Genomic DNA, 14,054 nt, shown 5'->3' with positions numbered 1-14,054 from the left:
GGAATTTCCAATTTCAAAAAATTAGAATTTAAACACTATTTTAGCAAAAAATAATTATCATGAGCAACATTATCCTTACCAATCAAGAAATCGAACACAAAATAAAACGTATTGCTTACCAGATTTACGAAACTTTTGTTGATGAAGAAGAAGTGATAATTGCAGGCATCGCTTCTAACGGATTTGTATTTGCTGAAAAAATTGCTTTAGCACTACGCGGTATTTCAACTTTAAAAGTTTCTATCTGCGAAGTAAGAGTCAACAAACAAAATCCACAGGAAGCAATACAAACTTCTTTAAGTACCGAAGAATACCAAAATAAAGGATTAGTCCTGGTTGATGATGTTTTAAATTCTGGCACAACTTTAATCTATGCGGTTCGTCATTTCTTAGATGTTCCTCTAAAAAAATTCAAAACCGCAGTACTTGTAGACCGAAACCATAAAAAATATCCTGTAAAGGCAGATTTTAAAGGAATCTCGCTTTCGACTTCTTTATTAGAGCATGTGCAAGTTGAATTTAATACAAAAGAAGGCGACTACGCATCTTTAAGCTAAAAGCTCTAAAATCTCCTGAACCGTTTCTTCGACAGATTTTCCGTCAACCGGAAGTTTATGCTGTGCTTGGTTGTAATAAAAACTTCTGTCGAATAAATGTTTCGCTATAAACTCTCTCATTTCTTCTTCGTCCATATTAGCGATTAACGGACGCTTACTCTTATTATGTATTAATCTATTATATAATGTATCAATAGACGCCTTTAAATAGACAGAAACAACATCGTCTCTTTTAAGTAATTCATGATTATTAGCATAACATGGTGTTCCTCCTCCTAAACCGATAATAATTTCTTCATCAGACTGCAGTAATTCTAGAAACATTTCGTGTTCTAATTTTCTAAAATAAATCTCTCCATGCTTCTCAAAAATTTCATTTATGGATAAATCTGCTCTTTTTTCGATGCATTTATCCAAATCTAAAAAAGGAATATTTGCAGTTTTTGATAAATTTTGAGCAATTGTTGACTTTCCGCAACCCATGTAACCTAATAACACTATTTTTTTCATACTAATAAAACCTTATAAACTAAGCAATTGGAATTTTTTCCAAAAAAAAGACAAATTTATGATAAAATAGCTTGGAAACTTCAAAAAAAACTCCTTATATTTGCACCCGCATTCAAGAAATTAAATGACTCGATAGCTCAGTCGGTAGAGCACATCACTTTTAATGATGGGGTCCTGGGTTCGAGCCCCAGTCGGGTCACAAATTTTGTGATTAACAAATTAAATTTCTTGAAAGCAATGACTCGATAGCTCAGTCGGTAGAGCACATCACTTTTAATGATGGGGTCCTGGGTTCGAGCCCCAGTCGGGTCACAAAAGGTCGAGTAATTTATTTTACTTGACCTTTTTTTCTTTTAAGGCCATGTGGAGAAACGGTAGACTCGCCATCTTGAGGGGGTGGTGCTCGCAAGGGCGTGAGGGTTCAAATCCCTCCATGGTCACTTCAAAAAATTAAAGCCTGCAAAGTGTATATTTTGCAGGCTTTTTTATGGTGCTAAAACCCTTGGTAATTTCTTTAATTGTATAAAGTGTCAATGTTTGCAAGTAATTTTGGTTCGAATCCCATCAAGGATTTTTAATTTTGAAAAAAAACTACACTATGATATTAATACAGTTTTTTTGCCCTAAATCATTACCTTTTTCAATTTATACTTATCTTTCATAAAATATTAATACTATTATTTATGAGAATATATTTGGGATATTTCTTTTATTTTATCTTATTTTCAATTTCTTCAAGTGCTCAAAGAAATATAACTTACTCAGGCTTGCTATTAGAAAAAGCGAATAATTATACAGGGCAGAATTTCAAAGGATCAGTAAAAACTGTTTATTTAAAAGCTTATGCAATTAATAAAAGCTTAACTAATAGTGAGCGAAGTGATTTTATGATGAACAATGACGTTCGTGGTCATAAATATGTTCGTTTCGATAATCATGGCAGAATTGAAGAAACTTTAGGAGCCACATTCGGTGAGAGTTATATAATTGATATTAATAAAAAGAAATCCCGTCAATATAAATATGATGAAAGCGATTGGAATGAAAAAAGCAAACAAGAAATAAAGCTCAAACAATATTATCCTATTTCTAATCATAATTTACTAATTAAGGTAAATAAAATTGAAATACCTAAAGATACTGTGATTATAGGAGATAAGATATGGGAAGAATATAGTGAAGACGTATACAAGTATATTTATAACAAAAATGGTCAAATTTTAGAAGAGCAAGAATACATTTTTTATAGAGTTGCTCCTGTTATCGAAAGTAAAATACCTGTAAGTGACGATTTATTTACCCGTAAATTATTTTTTTACAATGATAGCAATCAGGTTGTAAATCAAAAAATAGTAGGAGGTCATTTATCACAAAAAATGGCATATACAGATATGGGAACGCAAAGTAATTTCTGAAAGGATCTTGAATTAAAATATATCTATGATTCTAAAGGCAGAATACTTCAAATCATTATGTACGGCTGTGGAGAAATAAAAGCTAAAGAAGAATATACTTATCATCCAGTAGAGGATTACGTTAATGAAGTTAGGTGTTATATTACTGGTTTAGGAGGGATAGCTAATCCTACTAAAAGCTTTAAAAAGACTTACAATGAGAAAGGAGATATTATTAAAAAAGAGTTTATACCAGATAATCCAGAACAGAAGCTTAAACAAAAGGAGCGCTATTATACTTACGAATATGATATTCATAATAATTGGATTAAATGCAACATGTATCTTCAAGGAACAAAAGAAGGAGAGCCAACTCTTGTAGCTGAGAGAAAAATAGAATACTATAATTAATTAGAATTTTAGAAAAAAGCTAGACGTTATTTAAAATCTTTAAATCTTCCAACAAGTGGTTCGAATTTTGTACCACCGAGGTCAGTTTAAAAAATGAAATATAGTTACTCCCTAAGTTCCCATTTCGTATTTTTAATTTTACACTGAACTAATATAAGATTATTAATCATAATTTATAAATATAATTCCATTAACACCTGTTGTATCAATTTTACTTTAAAATTTAAAGAAACACAATCAACTAATAAATAGACATTTACAAAAATACTTTCAATTTATTCAAAAAATCATTTCAAAAAAGGCCGGTAAGCTAAAATAAGTCCTTATATTTGCACCCTCATTAGAAAAACAATGACTCGATAGCTCAGTCGGTAGAGCACATCACTTTTAATGATGGGGTCCTGGGTTCGAGCCCCAGTCGGGTCACAAAAGGTCAAATAACTTAGTTTATTTGACCTTTTTTCTTTTTTAGGATATTCATATTATTCTTCTTGTGAATAAATGAAAAACTCTTCTCCTACTGCCAAATTAATATGTTTTGCGAATATTGGAATTTTTACACTTACAAACTGTAATCAGTGTTTCTTTATGCTGCAGAAAGTTAATAAACTGCCGTAAAATATTTCCTATATTCGCTTAATGCATGCAAGAGATCGTTTTATTCAACAAAAAATATGATAGATTCACATCAATTACTTTTTTTTCTTAGTGCTTTAGGAGCTTTTAATGGTTTTATACTTTCACTTTATTTTGCCATAAATGCAAGGAAAAAAAATTCTGCAAACTACTTTCTATCGCTGTTAATGCTGGTTTTAAGTATCCGAATTATTAAGTCTGTATTTTTTTATTTCAATCCCAACCTATCTAATATTTTTATTCAAATCGGACTTTCTGCCTGCATACTCATTGGTCCATTTCTTTTTTTATATTTAAAATCAAATGAGAAAAAAGAAAATTGGATAAAACATGTTATACCTTCTCTGACAGCTATAACCATAGTCGGATTTTTTTACCCATATGTCCAACACAAGGCCGTTTGGCAAGTATGGATTGTAAAAGCAATCTATCTTCAATGGCTGGTTTATATTATTTTATCCGAAAAATATATAAGACCGATTATACAAAAGATCAAAGAAAAGGAAAGTTTCAAAAAAATTGATATCTGGTCGCTTAGCATCTATATTGGTGTCGCTATCATATGGCTGGCCTACACCGTTGCCTCTTATACATCTTATATCATTGGAGCTTTATCCTTTACTTTTGTTCTCTATTTAATTGCCCTGCTTTTAATTTTTAGAAACAGCAGTGAACCCAATTTTCTGCACGAAAAAGAAAAATACAAGAACAAAGAAATAGATCCAGAAATGCTGGCTGTGATCGATCAAAAATTGGCACTGATAATTGAAAAAGAATTGTATCTAAATCCATTTTTTAGTCTTGACGATGCAGCAAAGGAATTAAAAGTATCAAAACATATATTATCTCAATATGTGAATGAAATTTTAGGTAAATCGTTTTCCAACCTCATCAAAGAATATAGAATTGAAAAAGCAAAAAGGTTATTAGAAACTGAAAATAAAATTACACTCGAGAATTTAGGTTACGACAGCGGCTTTAACTCAGAATCTACTTTTTTTACTGCCTTTAAAAAAACAACAGGTTTGACCCCTGCAGAATACCAGAAATCGTATTCTAAATGAGTTTAAGTTTATAAATTAAGAGTTCAATATTATAAATCAGAACCTTTAAAATATCTTTACACTGGATATTTGCACTCATTATTAACAATTTAAAATTTTAAAAATGAGAAAAGTGTTTTTGATTATTTCCCTTTGTATTTTATCTTTTAATTCGAATGCTCAAACTGCTAATGCTGAGAATGATTTACTTCTCATTCAAAAAACGCTTAATCTTTATATAGACGGGCAGGCAACTGGAGATTCGCTTATGGTCGCCACTTCTTTTCACGATTCCTGGCAGCTGAAATATTTTGCTGAAAACAAATTCAATGTTGTAACTAAATCAAAATATGTTGTCGGTTACAAAAAACATCCTAAACCCGAGAATTGGTCTGGGCGTATCGTATTTATAGATTTCACAAATGACGTTGCCAATGCCAAAGTCGAAATAAGCACTGCAAGGCTATTATTTGTAGATTATTTTCATCTTATCAAAATAAATGAAGGATGGTTTATTGTAGATAAAATTTCGACCAGAACGCCTCATAAAACAGCTCCGGCACCAGCTCCACCGACAAAATAACTTGTTGTAACTAAAATTAACCTGATAACTTTAAACAAATGATGAGAATACTAGTATTCCTGATTTTAATCAGCTTATACCCTGTACATACTTATGCGCAAAATAAAATCTTGTTTGTAACTTCTAATCAAGATTTTTATGGAAAAACGAAAATCGCTGCCGCCAATCATTTTGAAGAAATTATTGTTCCTTATGATATTTTTGTAAAAGCAGGTTACTCGGTAGATTTTATAAGTCCAAAAGGCGGTGCAATTCCTATTGGTTATATTAACACATCAGACAGCCTTCAAAAAAAATATCTCTATGACAGTTTCTTTATGGACAAATTAGAGCATACTATGAAACCCGCTTCGATTACTTCCGACAGCTATTCGGCTATTTTTTATACTGGTGGAGGCGCGACGATGTATGGTGTTCCAGAAGATACTTCCATTCAAAAGATCGCAAGAGCTATTTACAATAAAAATGGAGTAATTGCCGCCATTTGTCATGGCACGGCAGGAATTACCAATTTAAAGGATGAAAATAAAAAATCATTGTATGCTGGCAGAAAAATAACGGGTTATCCAGATGAATTTGAGAACAAAGATGCTGCGTATTACAAGGCGTTTCCATTTTCTATAGACAAGGCAATTAAAGACAATAAAGGCGATTTTCTTTATTCTAAAAAGGGTGGTGACGGATTTTATATTGTCGACGGCAGATTTGTAACCGGACAAGATCCATCATCTGCTGCTAAGGTTGCTAATGAAGTAATAAAAATTCTAGGAAAAAACGATAATCCAATTCTAAAAAATGATTTAAAACAAGTGAAAGAAATACTGATGGATTACATTGAAGGCACAGCCAACGGACAACCTGAAAGGCTTCAAAAAGCTTTTGATCCAAATTTTAATCTGTACACAGTTGAAAAAGACATCTTGCGGGTGCGCTCTGGAAGAGAATATATTTCTAATATAAAATCTGGAGAAAAAAGAAACAGGATTGGAAAAATCATTTCAATCGACATCGAAAATGATGCAGCAATAGCAAAAGCAGAAATCATGTTGCCCAATTTTCGTCATTATACAGATTACTTTTTAATGCTTAAATATGAAGGAGCTTGGAAGATTATCCATAAAACTTATACTTGGCATGAATTGCCGAAAAAGGAGCTGCAATAAGACCCTATAAATGCTTCAAGCGGAAATCTTTATTGGTTTCCGCTTTTTAGTTCAAAACAAAACATTCGACAGCATTTTTTTTTTCAGAAATCAATTACATTTACAAAACTGTAAGCTCAAAATTATCAAAAGCAGATATAGATTTATGAAGCAAAAAATTACACTACTACTCATAACTATTTTCATTCTTAGCTCCTGTGAGCGAAACAGTGATAAGCAATTTTCTAAAGATATTCTCGGCGAGTGGACTTACATTAAAACAGAAGACCAAAGAAAACCGCTAAAAAACAAAAATTACAACTATCCGCCACCCGCGCCCTACTATGGCAGATACATACCAGGATATATATTTTCTGAAAATAATATCTGTGAAAATAAAACTGGCTATTTTCACAGAATTGAAAGTGATCAAAGAAAAGATAGAAAGATCATTTTCTTGGGCACCAAAACCAAATACAAAATTGAAAACGACAGCTTAAAAATTTTAGATCTGCTTACCAAAACTTGGGAGAGTCAAAAAATACATTCGATTATTGGAGATACATTAACAACTACAACTGGTGACAGCCTATTTGCAAAATATGCCAGAGCCAAACATAAAATCAACCCAAACGAAAATTATGACAAAATCATAGTTTCTAGTTCTGGTTGTTATGGGTCGTGTCCAATATCAGATATAAGTATTGATAATAAAGGGAATATCTTTTTTTATGGCCAAGATTACACTAGCAAAATTGGTATTTACACCTCTAAGATTACCAAAAATGAATTTCAACAAATTCAAACGAATTTTAAAAAAGCCGGCATAATAAATCTTGAAAATAATTACGAAGCAAATCATTCTGATGATGAGGCTATTACAATGACCTTTGTAAAAAACAATAAAATAGTAAAAACGATTTCTGATTATGGTAGAAAATCTCCAGCAACGTTAATCTGGGCCTACACACCTGTTCGCTTTTTATACCAGCACATCAAACTGGTTCCTTACAGAACCGAAGAACCCATTTTATCAATATTTGGTGCAGGATTTACAAAGGGAAATCAAATTTGTGATCTTTCAAAATCAGAGAGTTTTTATCTTTTTACTGAGATTTATAAAGGAAAAGAAACCACTCAGAAATTTGAAAACAAATACCAAATTATATTTTGGAATTCAGCCAATAAAAAAGAAACAATTTATACCGACGGAAGGTATTTTAAATGCAGAGACAAAATCGTTGATATTGGTTATAATTTCTTAACTCAAAATAATTTGACCGAAAATTTTAGACCAAAAATAAAATACGATTACTAAAACAATAATTATGAAAATCATAAAAAAGATTCTCTTGATTTCTTTCATAGTGATTATTGTATCTATTAGTTTAAAAAAAACAATTACGAATTATCACGATAAAAAGAAACTTGAAACTCGTTCAAAAATCATTGAAGGCGTAATTACGGATTATTACGAAATTGGTCTTTCAAGTTATTATTTACACTACAGGTACATTGTTGATAGTGATATTTACGAAAAAGAAATAATGCCTGACAAACTTTTAGAAGAATGTGAAAATGATAATTGGTGTATAAACAAAAAAATTCTTGTTAGATATTATGTAGACGATCCAGCAATCAGCGAACCCGTTTTAGATAGCATTACAACCTTTTAAATTATGTATTTAATCTTATACAAAATAAACAAAGACGAACAGCAATTATACGACCTCATCAAAGATTGCAATAATGCATTTGAAAATTCTTTTTTTTACAAAACAGATTCTGATGAAGGTTTAGAGTATAATGTTTTCGAAGGTACTTTAAACAATGAAGAAATTAGTATTTATTTTGAAGGAAAAATTAATTTCTTCAAACTGCATATTAAATACAGTCAATTTTTAAATCACGAATCTTATTATGAAAGGGTTTTAAATTTTGAGAAAGCATTTCTTGATTTATTTCATAATGAAACAGATTTATATCGTCTCGACGAAATACTTCTAGAAGATCTAGTTCCTAAACAAGGAATTAATTGGCATCAAAAAAACGATGCAAATGAAATTTTTAATCAATGGATAGTGAATGAAGAAAAACTACATTGGCTAAAAATTGAGATTCCTTACAAAGAATTAAGTTTTAGAGATTTTTTTAAAGAACGAGCATAAATATCAAATCTCTTCTTTCTCATCTTATTAAGATCAAAAACTATTTTACAACTTCAAGTCTAATCTTATCAACTAACCATCTATTTTCCTTGACAGAATACAAGTCCTTAATATTTCTCCATTTTCCTTTTGCATCTTTCATCAATACTGTTGTAGATTTCAAATCAAGCCAAACTTCAAAATCAATGTATTTTGCTTCTGTCGCATTTACGGTAATCACAAATTGGTCATTACTTTTTAAAGTCTCTTCAATCTTTACATTGCTGTTGGTCGTTTTTAAGTCAATGTCATTATTTCTAAGAGATGTAGCTCCAATAATAGTACTTCCAGTAAAAAGAAGTTTGCTTTCTCCAATTTTAAGTTTCGGTGACGGTTTATATTCTGGATACCAGCTATGAAGTATCACTTTTGGTTTTTTAGTTAATCTTACGGTATCCTGACCGTACATATTTCCAAATGATACAGACAGCAAAATCGATAATAATAAAATTTTAATTTCTCTCATGTAAATTAGTTTTTAAAAGGTTATTTGTATTATTTAAAAAGCTATCTCTCAAACCAAATGCCGGTCTGCTTTTGTTTCTTCCAAAAATCCTTGTCAAATAATTTGTTTTGCGGTAATAATTCGAGAGCTTTCTCATTCATATCTACTCCGCAGACTAAACCTAAATTATTATTGTAAGCAATTTCAAGAAGCGTTAAAAAACCTTCTGCTAATTCGCTGTCTTCAAATTTCAGGTTTTCTTTGTCAAGATAGAGAATTTGAACATCTTCATTAGAAATCCAATTGGTAATTCCCATACCGTAGGCAGAAAAAAATTCGTTCCAGTTGTCAAGCTCAGAAATGACATTCTCTGTAACAGTTCTTGCAGGTATCTCAAACCGACGAGAAACTCCTCCTTTTCCTAGGCCTAAATGTGGAAAAAAGTCGGCACAAGCTGCGAACAAATAATACTCAAAAAATCGACAGAATTCGTAATGAGCATCTAATGTACTTAAAAATTTATTGCGCTCTTCATAACTTATCTTCTGTATAAATTCATCCTGTTTTTTGAAAGTTTCATCGAATGATTTTGAGATCGAAATAAACTTCTCTACATAATTTTCAACCATTCTTTCTCTTTCTGCTTCGGTAAAACGCGAAATACCGCCAACAAGATGCGTTTTTAAAAACTGCAGGCATATTTCTGTCAAATCGCCCGTTTCTCCTTTTAAAACTGGAATAACTTCGCAGTAAAATTTGCTATCATCAAATAAATGCAGCGAACACCAATATCCCATTTTTTCTTTTTTTTGCTTTTAGGCGATTTATTTTTTCTGTGGTTTCTTCTTTTTCAAAGTTTTAAAAATCGTCAGTACTTTTTTCAAATCTGATTCAGAAGAAGTATGTGCAAAAGCGTGGATATAACTGTTCCAGCCTTCTGTACTGCCGCTTTCGATAATAGTTTGCAGAGAAAATCTTGATTTACACTGAATACTTGTCCACTCTGTATCTTTATTAAAAACGATACTCTTTATTTTTTTCGTCTTACAGCTATCAATGCTTTCATCGAATTGACTTGGATGGTTTCCAAAATACATGCCGACAGTTAAAGCCTCGGTCTTAGTGCTGTCTTTCGGAAAGAAATAATAAACCGAGAAATCCGGACCTCTATTTTCTTTTATCGTGTATTCTTTTGGAATTGAAATATAGAAATCAATATCTCCAATCTGTGTTTCTTTTAATTCTTTCAAATAAGGATCTTCTACAACTTTTTTTACTTTTTTATCATCTTTACAGCCAAAAGTCATTACCACTAAGACTAAAGAAAAAAATGAAATTCTAAAATTGATGTTTCTGTTCATTATATTAAAATTTAAAAATGATGAAATATTCAAATTACACGTATTAACAAATATAGAGATTATGATGTCCCAAAATCAAAATGAATTCTTAACAAAAAATCAATCCTCTATCAAACAAATCACAAAAGTGGTTTTCTCGTTTTGATTTCTAAAATCAAGATAACCTCCGTGTGCCTCGACAATATTTTTAGAAAGCGTTAAACCAATTCCAGCACCTTCTTTTCTTGTGGTAAAAAACGGCAGAAATACTTTGTTTTCAATTTCTTTATCAATTCCGTTTCCATTATCTGAAATCTGGATAAAAATTCGGTTTTCTTTGATTTCTGCTGCAATATAAATTTGCTTTTTTTCTATATTTTCTAAAGCATGTAAACTATTTGTCAGCAAGTTAATCAATACTTGTTCGATTTGCTGTACATCTACAGACAATAAACGATCAATTGCAATTTCATTGTAAACCTCAACACTTTTTTCTTTAAATAACGGATTCATTACTTCTAATGAATTCTCTATTAATTGTTTCAGTCCTATTTTTTCTTTTTTAGGCGAAGGAAGCATGGCTAGTTTTCTATAGCCTTCTACAAACTTCTGCAAAAGATCGCTTCGTCTTAACATCGTTCCGATACCGCTTTTTATATCTTCCAGATCATCATTCGAAATAGTCTCCTGCTCTACTAATTCTTGTAAATTCTGAGAAATAGAACGAATCGGTGTTATCGAGTTTAAAAGCTCATGCGAAATTACTTTCATCAAATTGACCCAGGCTTCTTTTTCTTTTTTCTCAACAACGTTCTGAATCGAATCTAATAAAACAATAAAATAATCCTGTTCAAAAATTTCAGTTCTAGAAGTCTGCATTACAAAAGTCTGCGTATTTTGCTCGTTGACACGAATTTCTAATGAAGTCTTAATTTCCTGAAAATCCTGTTCTTCTATAACTTTGCACAAAGACGGAAGATGACTTTTCAGCAAAGTCCATTTGGAAACTTTGGGCGAACTAAAGTATTTTGAAAAATAATCATTCATTAAAAAAACATTCCAATCATTGTTTTCTTTTTTTAGAATAATAATTCCCGTTTCGATATTATTTAAAATCGAAGTATAAATAATGTCTTTAGAAACCTGTTCGTTCTGTTTATTCTTCAACAAATCGTACAACTGAAACAAATCGTTTTGATTGGATTTATGTTTTGAAAAATCAGAACTAAAATCATTTTGAATGATCGATGAAATAGTTTTATCATAAAGAAGAATAATGCTTTTGACATAAAAATAAAGCTCAACTATTAAAAGCAAAACAATCAGAAAACCGAAAATCGGGGCAAAAACAAAATTGATTTTGGAGAGATAAATCGAAAATTCAATTCCGAATATAATGACCAGCAATCTTAAAAAAAGCAGTTTATAAGTTTTAAAGGATTTTAGCATCTTAATTCGTTCTGATGTTATACTTTTCCAAACGACGATACAAAGCGCCACGCGACAAACCCAATTCTTCAGCTGTTTTGCTGATATTATTATTGTGTTTCAATAAAGCCTTTTCGACCGTTGCTTTTTCAACACTCGAAAGCTGAATATCGTCTGGGTTTTCGTCATATTCCGTAATCTGTTCCAGATCTAAATCCGAAACCGTAATAATATTGTTTTCGCAAAGAATAACCGCGCGCTCCATTTTATTTTCCATTTCGCGGATATTACCATTCCACGCGTGTTTTTCAATTTGTTCTAGTACTTTTTTATCAAAAGTGATTTCGTCGCGATTGTATTTGACAATCATTTTATCCAAAAGATATTCGGCCAGCGGAATTTTGTCTTCATTTCTTTCGCGAAGCGGAGGCAGAACAATTTCCATCGTATTGATTCTATAATACAAATCTTCTCGGAAATTTTTATCGGCAACTTCGAGTTTTAAATTGAGATTGGTCGCCGTAATAATTCTAACATTCAAAGGTCTTGCATTCGATTCTCCTAATCTCGTAACCGATTTGTTCTGAATAACCTGCAATAATTTCGATTGTAAATGCAACGGCACATTTCCTATTTCGTCTAGAAAAATAGTTCCGTTTTGCGCCATTTCAAAACGTCCCGGCGTATCGGTTTTCGCGTCTGTAAACGCACCTTTTGCGTATCCGAATAATTCGCTTTCAAAAATATTAGCATTTAGCGAACCCAAATCTACCGCCACAAAAGGCTGATTTCTTCTTTCAGATTGATTGTGAATATGATGTGCTAAAACAAATTTTCCTGTTCCATTTTCACCTAAAATCAAAACGTTGGCATCCGTTTTGGCTACTTTATCGGCCAAAGAATAAGCTTTTTGAATCACATCTGAAGTTCCAATAAAAAAAGTATTTTCAACAACAACATTCTTTTGTTTCTTTTGTTCTTTTCGGCTTTTATCAACGGCTTGTTTTACAGACTCCAGCAATTTGGTATTTTCCCACGGTTTTAAAATATAATCGAAAGCGCCATTTTTTAAACCTTCAACCGCCGTTTCGACTTTTCCAAAAGCTGTCATTAAGATTACGACAGTTTTTGGCGAAAGCGTTTTTATTTCTTTCAATAAATACAAACCTTCTCTCCCATCTTCAAAACCAATTCTGTAATTCATGTCGAGCAAAACGACATCAATGGCATTTTTAGCCAATAAATCGACTATATTTTTTGGATTATTTAAGGTATAAATATGCTCAAAATATTTTTTCAGATACAATTTTGACGCAAAAAGAATGTCTTCCTGATCGTCTATAATTAAAATTGAAGCATTTGTTTTTTTCATTCTTGTTCGGTTTTGGACAAAAGGTGTCCACTTATGGACATTATAACTTTTTTCTTATAATTAATTACATCAAAATTAGACAGTTACAAACTTTAATTTTTTGGCACGAAAATCATGTTATGACTTGTAAACCATTAATTATTAAGACCTTTCTGGAGTAAAAATAACAAAATAAACATTTCTAAAGCAACGTAAATTATCTTAATTTTCGGGCTTGTTTCTTTTACTTCGGAAGACAAAAAGTAGTAATCAAAAACATTAAAAACATCAATCATGATTAAAATCGAAAAGCTTTCAAAAATTTTTAGAACCGAAGAAGTAGAAACCAGAGCATTAAGCGAAATTTCATTAAAAATAAATCAAGGCGATTTTGTCTCAATTATGGGACCGTCTGGAAGCGGAAAATCAACTTTATTAAATATCATCGGATTATTGGACAGCGCTTCTGATGGAAGTTATAAATTACTCAACGAAGAAATGGTTGGCGTAAAAGAAAAAGTAAAGTCTAAAGCCAGAAAAGAAAACATTGGTTTCATTTTCCAGAACTTCAACTTAATTGATGAGTTATCGGTTTTTGACAATATCGAATTGCCGTTGATTTACAATAATGTCCCATCAGCAGAAAGAAAAAAGAAAGTCAACGAAATTGCTGACAAATTAGGAATTTCACATCGTTTAAAACATTTTCCGCAGCAACTTTCGGGCGGACAACAACAGCGTGTCGCGGTGGCAAGAGCTTTAATAAACGATCCGAAAATTATCTTGGCCGATGAACCTACAGGAAATCTGGACAGTAAAAACGGAAATGAAGTGATGGAACTCCTTACCGATCTTCACGCCAGCGGTTCTACAATCCTGATGGTAACACATTCCGATTACGATGCTTCTTTTTCGCAAAAAACCATTTTGATGAAAGACGGAATTATTCTTTCTGAAAAAATGAATCATCGAAATGTAGATGTTTTGGTAACTTCTAAAAACTAGAA

16 protein-coding genes and 4 tRNA genes are annotated in these 14,054 nt (G+C 31.5%); 14 read left to right on the top strand and 6 right to left on the bottom strand.

Features of this window, described 5'->3' with window-relative positions; genetic code table 11:
- Nucleotides 1–56: 56 nt before the first annotated feature.
- Nucleotides 57–557, top strand: a complete 501-nt coding sequence (locus ACFSC2_RS04070) for a phosphoribosyltransferase domain-containing protein (RefSeq protein WP_379816368.1) — start codon at nt 57–59, stop codon at nt 555–557.
- Here ACFSC2_RS04070 and ACFSC2_RS04065 read toward each other — a convergent pair.
- Nucleotides 549–1,067 (bottom strand): shikimate kinase, encoded by a 519-nt coding sequence (locus ACFSC2_RS04065; protein ID WP_379816339.1) that lies wholly within the window; start codon nt 1,065–1,067, stop codon nt 549–551. The two genes, ACFSC2_RS04070 and ACFSC2_RS04065, sit on opposite strands and share 9 nt — an antisense overlap.
- 126 nt (nt 1,068–1,193) lie before the next feature.
- On the opposite strand from ACFSC2_RS04065, the gene ACFSC2_RS04060 reads away from it, so the two are divergent.
- The 12 genes from ACFSC2_RS04060 (at nt 1,194) to ACFSC2_RS04005 (ending at nt 8,444) form a co-directional block, all read left to right on the top strand.
- A tRNA-Lys gene (locus tag ACFSC2_RS04060) sits at nt 1,194–1,266 on the top strand.
- A gap of 40 nt (nt 1,267–1,306) precedes the next feature.
- A tRNA-Lys gene (locus ACFSC2_RS04055) sits at nt 1,307–1,379 on the top strand.
- A gap of 45 nt (nt 1,380–1,424) precedes the next feature.
- Nucleotides 1,425–1,507: transfer RNA gene (locus ACFSC2_RS04050), tRNA-Leu, on the top strand.
- A gap of 243 nt (nt 1,508–1,750) precedes the next feature.
- Complete coding sequence (locus ACFSC2_RS04045) at nt 1,751–2,482, top strand: hypothetical protein (protein WP_379816338.1); 732 nt, start codon at nt 1,751–1,753, stop codon at nt 2,480–2,482.
- Between the two features lie 57 nt (nt 2,483–2,539).
- On the top strand, nt 2,540–2,872 hold the full coding sequence (locus ACFSC2_RS04040) for a hypothetical protein (RefSeq protein WP_379816337.1): 333 nt from the start codon (nt 2,540–2,542) through the stop codon (nt 2,870–2,872).
- A gap of 353 nt (nt 2,873–3,225) precedes the next feature.
- Nucleotides 3,226–3,298: transfer RNA gene (locus ACFSC2_RS04035), tRNA-Lys, on the top strand.
- A gap of 248 nt (nt 3,299–3,546) precedes the next feature.
- On the top strand, nt 3,547–4,572 hold the full coding sequence (locus ACFSC2_RS04030; protein WP_379816335.1) for a helix-turn-helix domain-containing protein: 1,026 nt from the start codon (nt 3,547–3,549) through the stop codon (nt 4,570–4,572).
- Nucleotides 4,573–4,675: 103 nt separating this feature from the next.
- Nucleotides 4,676–5,134 carry a nuclear transport factor 2 family protein gene (locus ACFSC2_RS04025; RefSeq protein WP_379816333.1) on the top strand — a complete coding sequence of 153 codons (459 nt, stop codon included), beginning with the start codon at nt 4,676–4,678 and terminating at the stop codon, nt 5,132–5,134.
- 38 nt (nt 5,135–5,172) lie between these two features.
- Entirely contained in the window at nt 5,173–6,297 is a 1,125-nt protein-coding gene (locus ACFSC2_RS04020) for a nuclear transport factor 2 family protein (protein WP_379816332.1), read from the top strand.
- Between the two features lie 145 nt (nt 6,298–6,442).
- Nucleotides 6,443–7,594 (top strand): DUF6438 domain-containing protein, encoded by a 1,152-nt coding sequence (locus tag ACFSC2_RS04015; RefSeq protein ID WP_379816331.1) that lies wholly within the window; start codon nt 6,443–6,445, stop codon nt 7,592–7,594.
- 10 nt (nt 7,595–7,604) lie between these two features.
- On the top strand, nt 7,605–7,952 hold the full coding sequence (locus ACFSC2_RS04010; RefSeq protein WP_379816329.1) for a hypothetical protein: 348 nt from the start codon (nt 7,605–7,607) through the stop codon (nt 7,950–7,952).
- A gap of 3 nt (nt 7,953–7,955) precedes the next feature.
- Complete coding sequence (locus ACFSC2_RS04005) at nt 7,956–8,444, top strand: hypothetical protein (RefSeq protein ID WP_379816328.1); 489 nt, start codon at nt 7,956–7,958, stop codon at nt 8,442–8,444.
- Nucleotides 8,445–8,484: 40 nt separating this feature from the next.
- Here ACFSC2_RS04005 and ACFSC2_RS04000 read toward each other — a convergent pair whose 3' ends face one another.
- From ACFSC2_RS04000 to ACFSC2_RS03980, 5 genes are all read right to left on the bottom strand, one after another.
- Nucleotides 8,485–8,949 (bottom strand): hypothetical protein, encoded by a 465-nt coding sequence (locus tag ACFSC2_RS04000; RefSeq protein ID WP_379816327.1) that lies wholly within the window; start codon nt 8,947–8,949, stop codon nt 8,485–8,487.
- A 41-nt stretch (nt 8,950–8,990) separates the two neighbouring features.
- Nucleotides 8,991–9,725, bottom strand: coding sequence for a hypothetical protein (locus ACFSC2_RS03995; protein WP_379816326.1), 735 nt, complete (start codon nt 9,723–9,725; stop codon nt 8,991–8,993).
- Nucleotides 9,726–9,752: 27 nt separating this feature from the next.
- Nucleotides 9,753–10,289, bottom strand: a complete 537-nt coding sequence (locus ACFSC2_RS03990) for a hypothetical protein (protein ID WP_379816325.1) — start codon at nt 10,287–10,289, stop codon at nt 9,753–9,755.
- A 99-nt stretch (nt 10,290–10,388) separates the two neighbouring features.
- Nucleotides 10,389–11,717 carry a sensor histidine kinase gene (locus ACFSC2_RS03985; RefSeq protein WP_379816324.1) on the bottom strand — a complete coding sequence of 443 codons (1,329 nt, stop codon included), beginning with the start codon at nt 11,715–11,717 and terminating at the stop codon, nt 10,389–10,391.
- A 1-nt stretch (nt 11,718) separates the two neighbouring features.
- Nucleotides 11,719–13,068, bottom strand: a complete 1,350-nt coding sequence (locus ACFSC2_RS03980) for a sigma-54-dependent transcriptional regulator (RefSeq protein WP_379816323.1) — start codon at nt 13,066–13,068, stop codon at nt 11,719–11,721.
- 273 nt (nt 13,069–13,341) lie between these two features.
- On the opposite strand from ACFSC2_RS03980, the gene ACFSC2_RS03975 reads away from it, so the two are divergent.
- On the top strand, nt 13,342–14,052 hold the full coding sequence (locus ACFSC2_RS03975) for an ABC transporter ATP-binding protein (RefSeq protein WP_379816322.1): 711 nt from the start codon (nt 13,342–13,344) through the stop codon (nt 14,050–14,052).
- The last annotated feature ends 2 nt before the right edge of the window (nt 14,053–14,054 follow it).

This window comes from Flavobacterium artemisiae, assembly GCF_042678225.1.
GTDB classification, from domain to species: Bacteria; Bacteroidota; Bacteroidia; order Flavobacteriales; family Flavobacteriaceae; genus Flavobacterium; species Flavobacterium artemisiae.
The sequence above is the reverse complement of the archived record's forward strand: the minus strand, read 5'-3'. Positions and strand labels throughout refer to the sequence as shown.